This window comes from Sphingorhabdus lacus, from assembly GCF_009768975.1.
In the GTDB taxonomy this organism is placed as follows: Bacteria; Pseudomonadota; Alphaproteobacteria; order Sphingomonadales; family Sphingomonadaceae; genus Sphingorhabdus_B; species Sphingorhabdus_B lacus.
Genome location: NZ_CP035733.1, coordinates 2236665 through 2255135 on the forward strand (window position 1 = coordinate 2236665; position 18471 = coordinate 2255135).

The 18471-nt window shown below is 58.3% G+C and carries 16 protein-coding genes; 5 read left to right on the plus strand and 11 right to left on the minus strand.

Annotation, left to right across the window (positions count from 1 at the left end; genetic code table 11):
- Positions 1-213: 213 nt before the first annotated feature.
- From EUU25_RS10485 to EUU25_RS10505, 5 genes are all read left to right on the plus strand, one after another.
- Positions 214-1260, plus strand: a complete 1047-nt coding sequence (locus EUU25_RS10485) for a hypothetical protein (RefSeq protein WP_158900777.1) — start codon at positions 214-216, stop codon at positions 1258-1260.
- 130 nt (positions 1261-1390) lie between these two features.
- Positions 1391-3433 carry an amidohydrolase family protein gene (locus EUU25_RS10490; RefSeq protein ID WP_158900779.1) on the plus strand — a complete coding sequence of 681 codons (2043 nt, stop codon included), beginning with the start codon at positions 1391-1393 and terminating at the stop codon, positions 3431-3433.
- 53 nt (positions 3434-3486) lie between these two features.
- Complete coding sequence (locus EUU25_RS10495; RefSeq protein WP_158900781.1) at positions 3487-3717, plus strand: hypothetical protein; 231 nt, start codon at positions 3487-3489, stop codon at positions 3715-3717.
- A gap of 4 nt (positions 3718-3721) precedes the next feature.
- Positions 3722-4306: a hypothetical protein gene (locus tag EUU25_RS10500; protein WP_158900783.1), complete on the plus strand. Its 585-nt coding sequence runs from the start codon at positions 3722-3724 to the stop codon at positions 4304-4306.
- Between the two features lie 66 nt (positions 4307-4372).
- The gene (locus tag EUU25_RS10505; RefSeq protein ID WP_158900784.1) at positions 4373-4597 is read left to right on the plus strand and encodes a hypothetical protein; all 225 of its coding nucleotides are present in this window, start codon (positions 4373-4375) and stop codon (positions 4595-4597) included.
- Between the two features lie 54 nt (positions 4598-4651).
- On the opposite strand, the gene EUU25_RS10510 is transcribed toward EUU25_RS10505, so the two are convergent.
- From EUU25_RS10510 to EUU25_RS10560, 11 genes are all read right to left on the minus strand, one after another.
- Positions 4652-5641, minus strand: a complete 990-nt coding sequence (locus EUU25_RS10510; protein ID WP_158900785.1) for a DUF2891 domain-containing protein — start codon at positions 5639-5641, stop codon at positions 4652-4654.
- The gene (locus EUU25_RS10515; RefSeq protein WP_158900787.1) at positions 5638-6579 is read right to left on the minus strand and encodes a DUF979 domain-containing protein; all 942 of its coding nucleotides are present in this window, start codon (positions 6577-6579) and stop codon (positions 5638-5640) included. Before EUU25_RS10515 ends, EUU25_RS10510 begins: the two co-directional genes overlap by 4 nt.
- On the minus strand, positions 6576-7268 hold the full coding sequence (locus EUU25_RS10520; protein ID WP_158900789.1) for a DUF969 domain-containing protein: 693 nt from the start codon (positions 7266-7268) through the stop codon (positions 6576-6578). Before EUU25_RS10520 ends, EUU25_RS10515 begins: the two co-directional genes overlap by 4 nt.
- Positions 7269-7287: 19 nt before the next feature.
- Positions 7288-10878 carry a hydantoinase B/oxoprolinase family protein gene (locus EUU25_RS10525; protein ID WP_158900791.1) on the minus strand — a complete coding sequence of 1197 codons (3591 nt, stop codon included), beginning with the start codon at positions 10876-10878 and terminating at the stop codon, positions 7288-7290.
- 115 nt (positions 10879-10993) lie between these two features.
- Positions 10994-12136, minus strand: coding sequence for a cobalamin-independent methionine synthase II family protein (locus EUU25_RS10530; RefSeq protein ID WP_158900793.1), 1143 nt, complete (start codon positions 12134-12136; stop codon positions 10994-10996).
- Between the two features lies 1 nt (position 12137).
- Complete coding sequence (locus EUU25_RS10535; protein WP_158900795.1) at positions 12138-12959, minus strand: alpha/beta fold hydrolase; 822 nt, start codon at positions 12957-12959, stop codon at positions 12138-12140.
- A 19-nt stretch (positions 12960-12978) separates the two neighbouring features.
- On the minus strand, positions 12979-13524 hold the full coding sequence (locus tag EUU25_RS10540; protein ID WP_158900797.1) for a VOC family protein: 546 nt from the start codon (positions 13522-13524) through the stop codon (positions 12979-12981).
- A gap of 42 nt (positions 13525-13566) precedes the next feature.
- On the minus strand, positions 13567-14169 hold the full coding sequence (gene wrbA / locus EUU25_RS10545; protein WP_158900799.1) for an NAD(P)H:quinone oxidoreductase: 603 nt from the start codon (positions 14167-14169) through the stop codon (positions 13567-13569).
- A 9-nt stretch (positions 14170-14178) separates the two neighbouring features.
- Positions 14179-16374 (minus strand): TonB-dependent receptor, encoded by a 2196-nt coding sequence (locus EUU25_RS10550; RefSeq protein ID WP_158900801.1) that lies wholly within the window; start codon positions 16372-16374, stop codon positions 14179-14181.
- 101 nt (positions 16375-16475) lie between these two features.
- A complete protein-coding gene (locus EUU25_RS10555; protein ID WP_158900803.1) occupies positions 16476-17288 on the minus strand; it encodes an IclR family transcriptional regulator domain-containing protein in 813 nt (270 codons plus the stop codon).
- Complete coding sequence (locus EUU25_RS10560; RefSeq protein WP_158900805.1) at positions 17288-18439, minus strand: CaiB/BaiF CoA transferase family protein; 1152 nt, start codon at positions 18437-18439, stop codon at positions 17288-17290. Before EUU25_RS10560 ends, EUU25_RS10555 begins: the two co-directional genes overlap by 1 nt.
- Between the last annotated feature and the right edge of the window lie 32 nt (positions 18440-18471).

Genomic DNA, 18471 nt, shown 5'->3' on the forward strand with positions numbered 1-18471 from the left:
TTCCTCCCGTTTCGCCCGTCCGTTTCGCCGTCGGGTCCGCGGCAGTTTAGCTACCATAAGTCGGATGCGAGGCAAGCGGCATTTGGGCCGGACAGGCTATTCGGGGCACGACCCATTTGTAAAACAAGGTGAAAAGCACAGAGCGGAGTAAAGAAAGCGGTCCCGCCGCCGTAACACCATTTCTGGCCCATGCTGCGAAGGTGATGTGACTCCGTGACAAATTTGCTGGCACCATTCCCCATATTGGGCAGGTTGATTGCGTGCTTTTGCCTGCTGATGCTGGCCGCAAATTCGGCAAACGCCCAGGAACTTCTACGAAACCGGAGCTTCGAAGATCCGGTCGCGCCAAATCCCGGAAACAATTTTTATGCGTCTATTCCGGAATGGACGATGTCCAATCAGGGTAATAGCGACCCCAAACCTTACAACATTGTCGTGGCCAACAAGGCCTTGTGCTGCAACAATGCGACCCAAACACCTAAAGGCGGTGACCGCCAATATATTGATGTCAGCGGAACATCAGGACAACTGAACCAGGATTTCAAAATTGAGGCGGCGGGCTTGATTAGCTTCAGCGGATGGTTTTCGGTCCGCGATTTCCCGCAAAACCTATCCGGAATGTTTGTCCAGGTACGCAATCTTTCCAATGGCAAAATTGTTGCGACGTCGTCTGTTTCCTTTTCGTCGTCCGAACCCATCGGCCTTTGGAAAATGGCGCGTGCTGATTATGTGCCGGTTGCAGCGGGCAGCTATAGATTTGAAGCTTTCATCCCCAATCCGGCGAACCTCGACCTCGTCAGCGTGACCTATTCGCCTTCCTTGTCGGTGCAGAAATCGAGCGCAGCGCATTGGGATCCGGTATCCAACTATAAAAATCCCAAGATGATACCGGGCGGGATCATTACCTACTCCATCAATATTGAAATCCCTCCTGACTATGACTTAACGAGCAACTCTCTGTTGATTACCGACCCGACGCCCCCGAACCTCGCCATGATCGTGACCGATTTTCAAGATCCCGGTTCGGGTCCGGTGCAGCTTGACGCTGGCAAAGGGGGGGTATTTCTGACCTATTCGGGCCTCGATAGCGCAACCGATGGCGTCGAATTTTCAAACAATGGCGGGCTGGACTGGAGTTACCAGCCCGTCATCGGGCCGGATGGATCAGACCCGAAGATAACCGCAGTGCGTGTCCGCCCACAAGGCACAATGGCGGCCGGAACAATCGCGACCGTCAAAATGCGCTACGTGATCCGTTAATCCTCCGTCATCCATGCTGCGCAGCATGGATGCAACATAGCACTTGCATCAACTTTCTGGCTGTGGCTCACTCCCTTTCTGGACAAGGGGGCTCATATGATTGCACCCGCTGTTAAAAAGGGACCAATCCATGCGCCTCAAATTCTTTGCTTTGCTGCTCTTGACCACATCATCACTGGCGCAGGCCGAACCGACGCCGAAAGAACAGCTGTTGCAACCGCCTGCTGCCGCGCAACATTACACGATCAGTTCGGCCGCAGGTAAGCATGGCGATATCTGGTCGTGGAAGACCGAGGATGGCAAGCTGGCCTATCGCATGTCAATGTCCCTGCGTGGCTGGATTACCGAGACGGACCAGACCACGGTCTTGGGTCCGGACGGACGCCCCACGACCATCACAATCCGCGGATACACCGATAGCGGCGATGCGACCGAAGATTATAGTGTCGATGCCAAGGGTATTGCGCGATGGAAGACCGCAGTGGACGAAGGCAGCGCACCTTTGGGCAACAAGCGCTACAGCAGCTATGGCGGCCCCTGGCTGTCCAGCGCGCTCGATGTGGATGCGCTTGTCGCGGCAGGCAGCAAGGGAATTGACCTGCTGCCGGGTGGCAAGGCAACTATTTCCATTGGCGCCGCCACCGAGATTGACGGACCGGCGGGCAAGGAGTCGGTGAAGCTTGCCTATATAACAGGATCGGGTTTCGCCCCCTCACCTGTATGGCTCGACAAGAATAACCGTTATTTCGGCAATGCCGGGGTCATTTCGCTGTTGCCCGCAGGCTATGAAAAGGCCGGACCCAAGTTGAAAGAAGTACAGGACGCCACCGAAGCCGTCATGGTGCGCGATGTGGCGCGCAAATTTCTGAGCCCTGCCAACCGGACACCGACATTGGTCGACAATGTGCTGCTGTTTGACTCGGTCGCCGGACGCTATGTCGCCGGACGCGCCGTGCTGGTCGAGGATGGCAAGATCAAAGCGGTGGGCGCTGCAGGGACGATAAAGGTGCCAGAGGGAACCACGCGGATTGACGGACGCGGCAAGACCCTGTTGCCCGGACTGTGGGATTCCCATTTGCACGTCGGCGGCAGCGACTGGAACCTGCTGCAGAATGTTGCCACCGGCATCACCAACTTTCGCAGCCCAGGGTCGATGATCGACGAGTCGCTCAGCATCCTCAAGCGCCGTGCGTCCGGCGACCTGCTCGCGCCCGATGGCAAGGTGGCGGTCATCATCGACCGCAAGGACCCCCTCGCCGCGCAAGGCGCCTTGACCGTCAGTTCGGCCGAAGAAGCCATCGAGGCCGTGCGCAAGATCAAGGACGCGGGGCTTTCCGGCGCAAAATTCTACACCTCGATGACGCCCGCCTGGATCGCCCCTGCGGCGGCGGAGGCGCATCGTCTGGGGCTGCATGTCAGCGGGCATATCCCCGCCGGAATGCGTCCAATTGAGGCGGTGCGCGCGGGCTATGACGAAATCACGCACATCAATTTCATCATGATGCAGGCGATGCCGCAGGACGTGGTCGACAAGGCCAACACCGCCGCGCGGTTGGAGGGGCCAGCCAAATATGGCAAGGATGTCGATCTGGACTCGCCCGAAATGAAAGCCTTCTACGCCGAATTAGCCCAGCGCAAGACGATCATCGATCCGACGATCTCGGTCTGGGAAGGCAGTCTGACTTCGGACGGCAGTGCGACCCTGCCTGCCTATGCGCCGTTCGCCGAAATCTCCCCGCCCGCCATTTCGCGCAGTTGGAAGGTCGGCGGCTACCCCTTGTTCGACGGTCTAACCCGCGCAGATTTCAAAGCGAGCTTTGCCAAGATGGTCGGCGTAGTCGGACGCTTGCACAAGGCCGGTGTCCGCATTGTCGCGGGAACAGACGGCTATGGTCTGGAACTGGTGCGCGAGCTTGAACTTTATCAGCAGGCTGGCCTCACCAATGAAGAGGCGCTGCAGACAGCAACCATCGTCCCTGCGCGAATGACCGGGATGGACGACCGTTTCGGGTCCATCGAAACGGGCAAGAGCGCGAGTTTAATCCTTGTCGAAGGAGACGCATCCAAGGATATGGCCGCACTTCGCCGGATCACGACCGTGTTTCTTGATGGCTACCGCCTCAACGCCGACGAACTGCGCGCCGCCAGCGGCTTTAGCGGCAAGCCCAAATAAGCGGACGGCTGCTGGGGGGAGCTGAATATGTCAATGCAAAAGGCCTGCGCCTGATGTCCGGCGGATGCTTGCGTAGCGGTGCAGGTTTTGTTGGCGGCGCGGTTGCGACCTATGTGCTCGTCTTTTTCGGTACGGTCTTCGCATGGGACATATTGGATGTCGCGGATCGGGACGGCGGCGGCATCATGGGCGTTGCCTTTGTCATCGCGCCCGCGCTTGCCCTTCTTGGCGGTATCGCCGGGGCATGGTATTTCGGGTCTACCGGCAAAAAACCGAAAGAGTGAAAGCATGCGACCTTTTCTTTTTCTTGCGCTAGCAGCACCGGCATTTGCGGCCCCAGCCGGGCCGGCACGGGTGCCTGTTTTCGAACGCACCCTGGTGTTCAACTTGCCTGCGGACATGATCCGCGCGAACGACCGCAACAATGGCACCAACATCCTGATCGAATATGTCCCCAAGGGCCAGACCCTCGCCAACTGGACGCGGCTCGTGACAATCCAGGCCTATCGCGGGTTGGGGCGTTCGCCGATGAAAAGCGCGGACATTGCCCGCCAGGCCTTTTACCCGGCATCCTGCACAACCGGCCCGATTTACCGGGATGGCGGGGAACGGATTTTGGCGAGCGGGCTGAAACGCTCGATCATCGCCAATGGCTGCCCATCATTACCGGAAGGCGCCTACCCCAAGGCTTTAAGGGGCGCAGGCGAACAGAATTATATCATGATGTTCCGCGATGCGGACTCGATTTACACCCTGAACTATGCCGTTCGCGGTGCAGCCTTTGCCGGCAAGGCACCGCCTTTGTCAGTCGAAGGCGGCGAGGCCATTTTGCGGGATGTTTTTGGTGAGGTCACCCTGAACCCCTCACCTTGAACCCCATCGCACCCGCCGCACGTTAGGATAGCAATTGTCTCCAACTTACAGAAAGGACGCGCCAACATGAAACCATCTACCCGCCTTCTCATCGTCCTCCTCTTCAGCGAAGCGTTGCTGGCCGGCATCTGGATCTGGCTCGTTTCCGGAATCCAGTCGGGCAGTCTGAAACCTGCAGGCACCCCCGCCGAAGCCATAGCAACCATGTCCTCGACCATGGGCACGGTGATGGGGGTGGTTGCAGCTGTGGGTCTGGTTTCGGTGTTCCTGATGCGCCGCAAGGGAAACTAGCGCGGGCATCATAGGGCGACGACCCGGCCCCCTAATGAGTGAAATTGGCCGAGCTTATTCCAGCGCCAGAAGCGCGAAGGTGGCGAGCCAATGTTCGCCCATATAATCACCGGTTACATGCGGCAGGCTGGCGTCCAGATGGAACCGGGCCGTTCGCTCGGCAGGTTGCGAAACGGGATGCTCCGGACCGAGCGCAGCGGCAATCGCACACCAGCACCAGGCGCGACTGAGGTTGAGGCCGTCCAGATGCGCGATCTTGCCGTCGCTGCGGTCCGAGACGATAGCCGGGGTAAACAGGCTCGCCGGACGACCTTGGGCTGCGGCGGGGAGAAAGCCGTCGAACCATGCCGTAAATTCGGCCTTGGGCAAAATGCGGCTCATCAACAGCGCCTCGGTCAAAGCGGAGGATAGGAATTCATCGCCGCCCGGTTCCCACGCCTGACAATCCCTGTCTTGGGCGAACCATCCATTGGCCTTTTGCGCGATCAGGGCGGTGAGTGCGGGGTCCCGCGATTCCGCCCAGTCGCCCGCCAGAACGAGCGCGAACGAGATATTGTAATGCGTGCCGACGCGCAGCGGATAGGTCAGCTTTGGCAAGAAATCATGGAAGCGCGCGGCGAAGGCAAGTGCCAGTGGCTCCAGCGCCGCCGCCCACGGCCCCTCATGCCGCTCCAGTTCGGCATGCAGTGCGAGCAACCACGCCCAGCCATAGGGCCGCTCAAAAGCTGCGGACATGGGACGATCAAGGAAGGCCCGTTCTACGGCGACTTTTTCCGGCACCAGCATTTCATCGGCACGCGCGTAGATGTCGGCAGCCTCCGCCATGTCCGGGAAAAGCCGGGCCAACCGCATGATCTGCCACCAGCCATGGACGCAGCTATGCCAGTCGAAACTGCCATGGAAAATCGGATGGAACGCGGCCGGAATGCGCGCATCCTCTGGCCCGTTCAGCACCAGGTCCATCTTGTACGGATAAGGCTTGCCGATGTGGCCGAGCGTGGCGCGGGCAAATTGCGACGCAATGGCGATGGTCAGTATCGTCATCGGAATGCAAGAAAATAAATGAGCGCGATATTGACGATCAGCAGCGGGATCGCCGTCGCAACCTGTGTCTTGACGACGGCATTTTCATCCTTCAATTCCAGCAACGCCGCCGGAACCAGATTGAAATTGGCCGCCATCGGCGTCATCAACGTGCCGCAGAAACCGGCGAGCATACCGATGGCGCAAATGATCGCGGGGTCACCGTCATATTGCTTGATCAGCAAGGGCATCCCGATCGCCGCGATCATCACCGGGAATGCGGCAAAGGCATTGCCCATGATCATCGTGAACAGCGCCATGCCCAAACCAAAGGCGATGACTGCGCCCGCCAGGCTTCCGTCCGGGATGGCCTGCTGGATCACGCCACCCACCACATCACCCACACCTGCCAGCGCAAATACCGCGCCCAGACTGGCCAGCATTTGGGGGAGGATTGCGGCCCAGCCGACCGAATCCATCAGGCGCCGCCCTTGCGACAGCGGCAGCGCGGGAGCCGCCCGCAGCCATGCATAACCGACCGCAAGCGCCAACAGGACCCCCATGGCCAGTGAAATCAGGGTAACTTGCTTCACGTCAAACAGCGTCGGAAATTCCTTGAAAAGCAAGGTTCCGGCCAATGCCGTGGCGGGGATGATCAGGGCAATCCCGAACAGGCCATTGCCATAGCGCGCGGCGCGTTCCTGCTTGGTTGCCTCGGGGATGGCATCGTCTTTCGCTTTGCCCAAGCCGCCAAAACCGGCAATGGCAACAAGGGCGAGGACAAGCAGGCCATTGCCAAAATCGCCGAGCCAATTGCCGGCCCACATGCTGACCGCCATAAGCCCCCAAAATGCCGCATTGCCAAACCGCCGCGCATTGCTTTTGTCGTTGAGGTTGAACAGCGCGAAGGCCGCAAAAGCGGCGCCTGCAAGCACATAAACCCAGGTCAGCGTGATCATGCGGAATCTCCGCTTTGGGCCGCGGCGGCGGTCTTTCGCGCCAAGCGGCGGTCAAGTCGCCAGAGACGGAACCCGTGAATGATAAAGGCCGCGATCGCTGTCGGGATCGCCCAGATGGAAAGCTCGAACGGCTCCAATATGATGCCATATTGTTCGAGCAACCCTTTCATCAGCAGGATCGAGCCAATGGCCAGAAATATATCCTCGCCAAAGAACAGGCCGACATTGTCGGTTGCGGCAGAATAGGCTTTGACCTCCTCCCTTTCCTCGTCCGTTAAAGTTCCCGCCTGTTTTTCCGCAGCGGCCTCCGCCATGGGTGCAACGAGTGGGCGGACGGTTTGCGGATGACCTGCAATGGAGGTCAGGCCCAACGCCGCCGTCGCCTGCCGCAACAACAGATAACCGGCCAGCAGGCGTCCAATGGTCGCCCCCTTCAGACTGGAGATCAGCCCGCGCGCACGTTCCTGCAGGCCAAAGGCCTCGAGCATTCCGATGACGGGCAGGACGATCCAGACAATGGAGACATAACGCGCATCGTTGAAGGCCTTGCCAAAGGCCGAGATAATCGCATGCAGGTCAAAGCCCGCCGCAATGCCCGTCACCGCCGCCGAGGCCATGATCACCAGCAACGGGTTGAACCGCAGCATGAAGCCGACCACGATCACGACGATCCCCAGCAAAACCCACATCAGCTAAATTCCCCCGCCCTCATGCCTTGCCATAGCCGCCACCGCCCGGCGTTTCGATGACAAAAACATCGCCCGGCTGCATGTCCACAGTCGCCGTTGCGCCCAAGCTTTCAACATGACCATCACTGCGCTCGATACGGTTGATACCCAGCATAGCCGGGCCGCCGCCCGCCAGTCCGAAGGGAGGAATTTTGCGGCGGTTGGACAAGATGCCTGCCGTCATCGGTTCCAGAAAGCGGATCCGGCGCACGGCACCATCGCCGCCCCTGTACATCCCCTCGCCGCCCGAATGTGCGCGCACCGAAAATTCTTCGAGCAGTACGGGAAAGCGGGTCTCCAATATTTCGGGGTCGGTCAGGCGGCTGTTGGTCATATGCGTCTGCACGACCGACGCGCCGTCAAAGCCGGGCCCCGCGCCAGAGCCGCCTGCGATGGTTTCATAATATTGGTATCGGTCGTTGCCGAAGGTGAAATTGTTCATCGTCCCCTGCGCACCCGCCATCACGCCTAGCGCACCAAACAGGGCATCGGTAATCACCTGACTTGTCTCGACATTGCCCGCGACGACCGCAGCGGGATAGCGCGGATGTACCAGCGTTCCTTCCGGCGCAATAATCGTGACCGGTTTCAAACAGCCTTCGTTCATGGGAATGCTGTCGTCGATCAACGTGCGGACAACATAGAGGACCGCTGCACGAACGACCGATACCGGAGCGTTGAAATTGCCGTCCAACTGCGCAGTCGTTCCGCTAAAGTCGACGATGGCGGTTCGGTCTTCCCGGTCGATCCGGATCGCCACCTCGACCACCGCCTCATTGTCCATGGCATAGCGGAAATGCCCGTCGGAAAGGCGCAGGATCAGGCGGCGCACGGCCTCTTCGGCATGGTCTTGCACATGCTGCATATAGGCCGTCACCACAGCCCGACCATAGTCGCCGCTTATACGCACCAGTTCCGATGCGCCCTTGGCACAGGCCGCAACTTGCGCTTTCAAATCGGCTACATTTTGCGCGATATTTCGCGATGGCCATGCGCCGGAACCCAGCAGTTGGCGGACATGGTCTTCGAGGAACTGGCCATTTTCGACAATCAGCATATTGTCGATCAATACCCCTTCTTCCTCCACCGACCGGCTGTTGGGAGGCATGGAACCCGGTGTTATGCCGCCAATATCCGCATGATGGCCGCGCGCCGCCACAAAATAGGCAGGCACCTCGTCGGCGGGGTCGACGAATACCGGCATGATGACGGTGATGTCAGGCAAATGCGTTCCGCCATCATAGGGGGCGTTGAGGGCATAAACATCGCCCGCAATAATCCCCCGCCCGTCAAGGCCGCCTGCTCGTCGCTTCAGGATCGTGCGGACACTTTCGCCCATTGACCCCAGATGCACGGGCATATGCGGGGCGTTGGCAACCAGATTGCCGCTGGCGTCAAACAGCGCACAGGAGAAATCCAGACGCTCGCGGATATTGACCGACGACGCACTGTGCTGGAGCGCCGCGCCCATTTCCTCCGCAATGGCCATGAATAGCCCGCCCATGATTTCAAGGCGCACCGGATCGACTTCGGTGCCGATGGTGCCGGCGGCGGCACGGGGCGTGCTGCGCGTCATCATCAGATTGCCGATGCGATCGACCTCCACTGTCCAGCCCGGTTCGACCACAGTTGTGGATACGGGGTCGATAATGATTGCCGGACCCTGTGCGGAAAATCCGGCCGCAAGATCGCTCCGGTTGTAAAGCGGCGTGTTGTGCGCGGCACCCGCCATGAAACAGGATATATGCGCCTGCGGTGGGCCGGACTCCGGTGGCAGGGCAAATGTGAGGCCGGTTTCATCCGGGCTGCGAAAGACCGCTTCTGCGCGGATCATCTCGACGACAATCGGCGCGGCGCTGACAAAGCCGAATTGGCGGAAATGGCGGTCCTCAAATGCGGCCTGCATTGCCAGCACGTCGCCATAGGGGACTTCGATACTGCTGTCTGTGCCTTCATAGCGGATATGGACGGCTGCCTCGCCCAGGATTTCGCCCTCAACGCCTTGCGCACGCAAATCGGCTTCGGCTTCGGCGGTCAGTTTCCGGATGCGCGGGGCGAGTGCTTCAGCATCCAGCGGGCCGCCATAGCTTTGCTCCCGGATGGCCCGCCGGTCGGCAAGGCCCATGCCATAGGCCGACAATACGCCTGCCAGCGGGTGGATCATGACCTGATCCATGCCCAGTGCATCGGCAACCAGACATGCGTGCTGGCCGCCAGCCCCGCCAAAGCAGGCCAGCGTATAGCGTGTGACATCATGCCCGCGCTCGACCGAGATTTTCTTGATCGCATTGGCCATGTTGGCCACCGCAATGGTGACAAAGCCTTCCGCGATTTCTTCCGGGCTTAATTGCTGTCCGGTGGCCGCGGCAATCTCCGCCCCCATCGCTTCCAGCTTGCTGCGGACTGTGGCGGTGTCGAGCGGTAGGTTGGCATCCGGCCCGAAGATGTGGGGAAAATGGTCCGGAACGATCTTGCCCAGCATGACATTGCAATCCGTCACCGTCAGCGGCCCGCCCCGCCGATAGCAGGCAGGCCCCGGGATCGCGCCAGCCGAATGCGGACCGACCTGAAAGCGCGCGCCGTCGAAGGTACAAATGGATCCACCCCCTGCGGCAACCGTATGGATGCGCATCATCGGCGCACGGATGCGTACGCCGGCCACCATCGTCTCGCTTTCGCGTTCATAATGCCCGGCATAGTGCGACACGTCGGTTGACGTGCCCCCCATGTCAAAGCCGATGATATGCGCAATGTCCGCCTGCGCTGCGGTCTTCGCCATTCCGACAATGCCGCCTGCCGGCCCCGACAGGACCGCGTCCTTGCCCTGAAACCGGTCGCTGCTCGCAAGCCCGCCATTGGATTGCATGAACAGGGCCGCGATTTCGCCGCCTGCGTCGGCCTCCAGCTGCCGGACATAATGGCGCAGCACGGGTGACAAATAGGCATCAACCAACGTCGTATCGCCGCGCCCGACCAGCTTGATTAGCGGCGCGACCACATGGCTGACCGAGATATGCGGGAAGCCTATTTCCGCCGCAATCGCCGCCAGCATTTTTTCATGCGCGGGGTAGCGAAAGGCGTGCATCAAAACGATCGCCAGCGACCGCAGGCCTTCATCATAGGCGGCCTGCAACGCCGCCCGCGCGCTTTCCACATCAAGCGGTTTCAGCACATCGCCCCGGGCGTCAATCCGTTCGTCAATCTCCACGACTTTGGCGTGCAAAGGCGCAGGCAGTTCAATCTGGCGCACGAATAATTTGGGCCGTTCCTGATAACCGATCCGCAACGCGTCGCCAAAGCCGCCGGTAATGGCAAGGCAGGTCGGCTCGCCCTTATGTTCGAGCAGCGCGTTGGTCGCGACCGTCGTGCCGATACGCAATTCCAGCGGCGGCAAGGGGCCTGAAAAAACACCCGTCACCTGACGGATCGCGGCAATGGCCGCGTCCCGATATTGTTCGGGATTTTCGGAGAGCAATTTGACGGTGGTTATGCTGCCCTCGGGCGAGCGCGCGATAACATCCGTAAAGGTGCCACCCCGATCAACCCAGAATCGCCAGCTATTTGCATCCATGTCCGGCGACTAACGGTTGCTCTGGGCGGGCGCCAATGAAAACTGCGTGCGCGAGGGCGTCGGGTGCGATCGGACCTAAGTCCTCCTTCTGATTAGGATGACCTCGATACCAAATTCATGGCCAAAATTGAGCCGATGCTATCTTGGCACCTTCCGCAAGCGCGGCCATTTTCGCCCAGACCACATTGCGGTCGACGCTGCCGGACCCGACATGGATGCTAAAGCCGCAATCGGCACCGGCCATCACATTATCGCGTCCGACAAGATGGGCATATCGGGCGATGCGCTGCGCGATAAGTTCCGGATGTTCGATATAGTTCGACTGGCATTCGATCACGCCGGGTATCAGCACTTTTCCTTCGGGCAATTTGACGTCTTCAAACATTGCATATTCGTGCGCGTGACGCGGATTGGCAGCCTCGAACTGGATTGCGTGCGGACGTGCGCGCCAGACCAGATCGATGATATCGCGGAACGGCACGTCGCAGTGATGGGGGCCGGGATAATTGCCCCAGCACATATGCATGCGCAGCTGCTCGGGCGCGATGTTGGCGGTGGCGCGGTTTAGCGCCTCGATATTCAACGCCATTTTGTCGCGGAAACCGCTCAGGTCCAATTCCCGAAATTGGGTGTGCCGGCCCATAGCCAGATCGGGGCAGTCGATCTGAAGTATGATGCCATGCGCCGCGATGGCTTCATATTCGTGGCGGAGTCCTTCTGCGAGGGCGAAGACATAATCCTCGTCGCTGTCATAATAATCGTTCCGAAAGAACAGCGCGGTGACGCCGGGTGAGGCTGCGCTCATGAACGCGGTTTTCCCTGTATGCTTGCTCAAAGATGCGTTCAGCGCCTGGGCATCCCGCGTCACGGCCGTCATGTCTTTGACGGTGATAGGCGCGTTGCAGGCGGGGGTTTTGCGATGCTTGCGGCCGGGGTCGGAAAACACGCGCTCCTTGGTGGTGGGGAAATCCTCGATATCCTGGAACGCAAAGCTGTTCCCGGTGCCGCCAAAGCCATTGAGGCGATCCTTGATATAGGTGGCGTAGCTCGGCTTGGACTGTTCGCCATCATTTATGATATCGAGACCCGCCTCTGCCTGCTTGTCGACAACAAACTGCACCGCTTCCGCGATACGCGCATCAACGGCTTCCATATCGAGCGGCAGGCCATCTTCCTTGGCAAACATGATCTCGATCAGTTCATCTTCGCGCGGCAAGCTGCCCACATGGGTGGTCAAAAAGCGGTTTGCATGGGCCATATCAGTCTTCCTTGCTGCTGTTATTTTTGAAAAAATCTCGGATCAATGCGTTCACGGTTTCCGGTTGGTCGATGTTGGCAAGATGGCCCGCATCCGGTACATATTGCGTGACACCCTGGGGCGTGTTCTCCCCTATGAATTGCGCCACCTGTTTACGCCATGCACTGTCCTTTTCGCCGGCGAGCGCGAGTGTGGGGACAGAGAGGGCGTGCAGGTCGGACAGTGACATATCGAGTGCACCCTGATCGACCAACTGGTCACGCCCGTCATAATCGCGCAGAATTTCATCCAGAAGCGCGCGATTTTCTTCGGTGACCTGAGTCAATGGATGGCGTCGCCACTGGCTGAGCATGTCCGGTAGCTTGCCCGCCCGAACAAGCGCTGACAGTGCGGGGCGGTCGATTTCGGCGACATTGTCCGTGTCCGGAACCAACCCGTGCAACGGGGCACCGATCAGAATGAGCGCGTTGAGCCTTTCCGGATTTGACCGCGCATAGTCGAGCGCGACCGAAGCCCCTTGCGACAGCCCGACAAGCGCGAACCTTCCGGCGCCGAAATGATCGGCGATTGCGGTGATATCGTCGCGCTCAGCGGCGAGCAAAGGGGGTGCGGTCGAACCGCCAAAGCCGCGACGGTCCGGGAAGACAATCTGCATGTCCTGCGCCAGCGCGCTTTGCGGCAGCCAGATGCGCCAGTCGAGTGTCCAGCCGTGCAGAAACAGCACGACAGGGCCAGAGCCGATGGAACGGACAGGCAGTTTTCCGCCTTCCACATCGATCCAGCGCACGTCGGCGATATCATGGTCCGAGCCTTCGCGTTGCACCGAGGGCTCCACTATGTGCTTAAGCGTGCAATGCCCGGAACGGGTTATTGTTGCTATGGTTACCCGCCAACCAACGGCTCAGTTCGGAGCGTGCTTCGGCCCGGCGCTGGGCATCCAGCGGCGCTGCTTCCGGCGCGTCATATGTGAACTCCAGAATCATGTTATTGGGGTCTTTCACATAGACTGACCGGCAATAGCCATGCTCGAGGATGTAGGTGTCGGGTTCCACAAAACCGGCGGCAGCAATCCTGCGCTCCAGTTCGGCCTGCCCTTTTTCATCCACCTGCAGCGCAATATGAATGAACGGCGATTCCGGAATTTCCGGGCCAAATTCAGCCTGATCTTCAGGGTCGGCAAATTGGAAAAACGCCAGCGCACTGCCGTCCGCCAGTTCGAAAAAGCAATGGCAATAGGTGCGCTCCTTGCCGAACAGCTCGTCCTTCTCGCAATAGGTCGCCATCAACGGGAAGCCCAGAACATCCTCGTAGAACGCCCGTGTCGCTTCCAGATCCTTGGTGACATAAGCCGTATGATGCAGCCTTTTGGCGAGAATTTCGCTGTTCATTCTATCTGTCCTCATCTCTCAAATTAGAATCACATGGAAAGACTATGCTATCAGTTTTCCGGCGATCTCGGCAACATGGCGCCCTTGGAAACGCGCGCCAGCAAGCTCATTCTCGCTTGGCATCCGGCTCCCGTCGGCGCCCGCCAAAGTTGTGGCGCCATAGGGGGTCCCACCGCTGATTTCTCCCATCTCGCTATTGCCCTTAAACGTATAGGGCAATCCGACGATGACCATGCCGTGATGCAACAAGCTAGTGTGGAAAGACGTTATGGTCGTTTCCTGACCACCATGCTGGCTCGCCGTCGAACAGAACACGCTTCCGACTTTACCGACCAACGCATTTGCAAACCAAAGCCCGCCGGTCTGATCAAGGAAGTTCCGCATCTGTGCAGCCATATTTCCGAACCGCGTCGGTGTTCCAAAAATGATCGCGTCATAATTGGCGAGTTCGTCTGGTGTGGCGATCGGGGCGGCCTGGTCCACCTTGATATGGGCAGCGGCCGCAACCTCTTCGGGAACCAGTTCCGGAACACGCTTGACGTCAACCGTACAGCCCGACACCGACCTTGCCCCATCGGCAACCGCTTCGGCCATTGCTTCGATATGACCGTAGCTGGAATAATATAGAACAAGGACCTTCGTCATTTTGAACCCTTAGAATTTGTAGGATGCTTCGAGACCGTAAATCCGCGGCCGCGCTTTGAAAACGAAACCGCCTGGCGAGAATTCGGCGTTGTATTTCTCGTTAAACAGGTTGCTTGCGAAAGCCGCCACAGACCAACTGTCGCTGTTCACGCCCACCCGCGCATCCACCAGATCGACCGGTGCGCGCACGGTTGTGTTGAAGGGCTCCCACCATGTTTTCCCGGTGCGTCGATAGTCAACGCGGAACAGCCCTTTCAAGCCGGCGCCAAGCTCGGGCGTGAATTGCGCACCCAGATTATAGGTGTATCGCGAAATCAGTGGCGCTTCATTCCCGATTGCAACGGGATCCGGAAATTCCTTGATTTCACTCCACGTATATCCGGCGGCCGCGTTCAACTGGATATCCGGTGTCGGCCGCAATGTCGCTTCCAGTTCGAAACCCTGAATGCGTGTTTTGGGGACATTCCCCAGATTCTGGGTCGAGTTGGCGGCAAGGAACACAAAGAAATAGCTGTTACGCGACAAGGTCGAATATGCCGCAGCGTTCAAAGTCAGCTTGCGATCAAGCAGACGTGTTTTGATCCCCGCTTCAAATGTCGTTGCGGTTTCATCTTTGAAAATGTCCGAAACGCCGACGATGCCATTGCTGCTCGCCACGCCACCGACGCCCGTCTGGTTGAAGCCGCCCGAGCGGAAGCCACGGCTGTATCCGCCGTACAATGTGATATCATCGGTCGGCTGATAGGTAAGCGTGACTTTCGGTTGCAGGTCGTCGAAGGTTGCACGCCGTTTCTCACCTGTTGCGCCCTGCGGAAAGCCAGGGACATTTGGCAGGAATGCCGTCGGTGTCAGCGTGGTGTTCACCCGCTTGTCACGGTCATAGCGCAACGACGCATCGACGCGGAACTGATCGGAAAATTCATATCCCAGATTGGCAAATACGGCCCAGGCAAAATTGTTCTGGCTGTCGGCCAGAAATGTCGACTGCGGGCTTGCGGGATTGGTCGATGGCGTCCGGAAAACCGGGAATACACCTTGTTGGAAATCGAGCAGATTGCCCGTCGAAATATAGCGTGCCGTATCGATATAATATCCGCCGAACATCCAGAAGAGTTTCTCGTTTTTCGGGGACTCGATCCGGATTTCCTGGCTGACAGCCTTCACATTCAGATATTGGCTCTGAGCAAGATCGAACGGCAGGCCAAAAACAGCGACCAGAAGGGATTCGTTGAACGGTAGGAAGTTGAAGGCATCGCCCGTGAGGATTTCCTTCACGGTGTCATATGAGGTGATCGACGTCGCCGTGAAGCCTTCGCCTTCATAGGCAAACTTTGCGGCCACATTCAGGATGTCGCGGTTGTTGATACCGCGGTTATTGACCCGGATCGGAAGGCTGGTGTCGTTCACATCATTGACGATGTTGAAATAGAGCGCCTGTGTTTCCAGTCGGGCATAAGATGCGCGCAGATCGGCGGTCCAGCCATTGCCGGGTTCAAACAACAAATTCCCGCGGACCGACAGGTCTTTTACCGGGTCGGCATCCTCGTTCAGAAATGTATTGCGAAGATATCCGTCCGTATCCCGGTAGGAGCCCGACAGACGGAATTTTACGGTGTCGGACAAGGGTCCGCTGATCCCTGCGCGGACATTCCAGCCGAACCCGTTGTCGATGCCGGCCTTGAAACTGCCGGTCAAGGTATCGGTTGGTTTCTGGCTAGTGATGATGATCGCACCGCCAATGGCGTTACGACCATAAAGACCACCCTGCGGGCCTTTGAGGACCTCGATTTGGGCGATATCGACCAATTCTTGGTTGAAGGCCGCAGGATTTACCTGCTGAACCCCATCAATGACGACTGCGACCGAGGGCTCACTATTGCGGGCTTGGGTGATGCCGCGAATGATGATGAAGGCGTTACCCGAATTCTGGGTTTCGACCAGATTGACGTTGGACGTGAGATTTATGAAATCGAGAGGCTTTTCAATGCCTGCATTTTCGATCGTTTCCGAATTGAACGCGGTTACCGCGGCCGGAACATCCTGAAGATTCTGGTCACGGCGCAAGGCGCTGACAACAATTTCCTGGGTGTCTTGATCGGCTGCTTCAGATGCTTCTTGAGCATGAACGATGCTGGGGACGAGCGCGGTGCTGCCCAATAAAGTAACCAAGGCCGCAGAAGCCCACTTCGCAGACTGAAATGCCATTCTCCATCTCCCGTACCGTTTCAAACGCTTTCTATCACCGAAGCGTATCACGGTGTTCTAATTCGTTCGAATGTCGAAGTCAAGTTCGATATGCGAAGTTTTTAAGAGGAGGTTTCCCGTTGCAATGCATGGGCCAGCGACGGCCATCGGCGAAGCGCAGCCTCGATTTCCGCAGCCGCCTCCCGCAAGAGAGGAAGCCGCGATGTGATCAGATCATCTTGGGAGATTCGCGTTGTCGAGGTCGAGCAGTTCACAGCAGCGATCGGTCGGCGCGACGCGTCGAACACGGGCACGGCTACCGATACAATGCCGAAATCCAGTTCATCAAAGGCCGAGTCATAGCCCCTGCTCCGCACCAATTGGAGCCGTTCGCGCATTGCCTTTTCGGACGTCACAGTATGCTCGGTGAATTTTTCAAAAGGTGCAGCGGCAAGATATTCTTCGATCTCCGCCTCAGGCAGAAATGCCAAAATGGTTTTCCCCATCGACGTTGCATGAGCCGGAAAACGCGTCCCCACATTGACGCCCAACCGGATCCGCCGGTTTGTGGACACATGCGCGAGATAAAGGACGTCCTTGCCGGCGATCGAGGCCATCGACGCGCTGTCGCCCGTTTCATCGCGCAGCGACTGGAGCGGCGGTACGCAGACATGTTCGAGATGCATGGATGAATGGAAAGCCGATCCAAATGCCAGAACTTCGGGTTTCAGCAAAAAATTGCGATCATGCTGGGCCACATAGCCCAGGGCAACCAAGGTATTGAGGCATCGCCGCGCTACCGCCGGGCTCAATCCGGTCACGGCCGCAACTTCGCTCAGTCGCATCTCGGGATGCTGGTCATCAAAGGCCCGCAAGACCGAAAGACCGCGCTCAAGTGTCGAAAGATACTCCGGGTCTTTCTCGGGTTTTGCCACTATTCTAGCCTTTCTAACTTCCTTCTCAGCGGGGCAACCAGCTCTTCGTCGTTCGCCCCAAGCACCGGAGGTGCGGTAACATCCAGAGCACGTTGCCCATCGAAAGTCACGGGGGATCTAATGGTTTTGAAGACGCCATGCGGTCCATTTGCGTCCTCTATGCACAGCTGCAGCGCTTTCGCCTGCTCGGATTCAATCGCTTCCTCGGACGTGTTGACGGGGGCGTGCGGAACTTCAAGATTCCGCAATAAGTCACACCATTGCTGACGCGTGCGTGTCTTGAAAATGGGCGCCAGGAAATCGATGACCTTTTCGTAATTCGCAATCCGTGCCTCGCGACTTTCAAACATGTCCAGTTGCAACATGTCGGGCTGATCGACCGCAGTAGCCAGATTTTCCCAAAATTTGGGGGGCGATGACATGTGCAGGGCAATCCACAATGTGTCGGCGCATTCGAACACATAGGATTGCGAGACGTGCGGGCGGCTATACGGCCCCATTATCTGGTCATCTGCGAAATAATGGGTGAAATCGTCGAGATTGAAATGCGCCATGGCTTCGAACATTGACGTTTCGACCAGCCGGCCTTGTCCGGTCCGCTCCCGTTCGTAAAGCGCCGCAAGCACTCCATAGGCGGCATAGAATCCGGTTGTGGCATCCGCCAGTGCGGGACCGACAACACGGCGATGAATGGGATTGACCAGAAGACGTAAAAACCCGCTGACTGCCTGCGCGACGGTATCGAATGCGGGACGATCGCGATCAGGGCCGTCATTCCCGAAGCCCGAGATTGAAGCGTAAATCAATTTCGGATTGAGCGCCCGAAGGCGGGACGCCGACACCCCGATCTTGTCGGCAACGCCAGGCCGAAAATTCTGGATGAAGACATCGGCTTCCAGGAGCATTTGATCAAACACGGCAAGGTCTTCCGGCTTGCGCGTATCTAGAGTAATGCTCTTTTTGTTGCGGTTGTAGGTTTGAAAGTGCGGACTATAAAGACCACCGCGAAATGCACGGAACGGGTCGCCAACCTTGGGCTGCTCGATCTTTATGACGTTTGCACCCAAATCTGCTAGCAGCATGCCTGCCGCCGGACCGGTTATGAATGTACCCATCTCCAATACGGTCACGTTGCTGAGCGGCTTGGCCATGTTTTCTCTCCAGACTTGACTCTACCCTATAA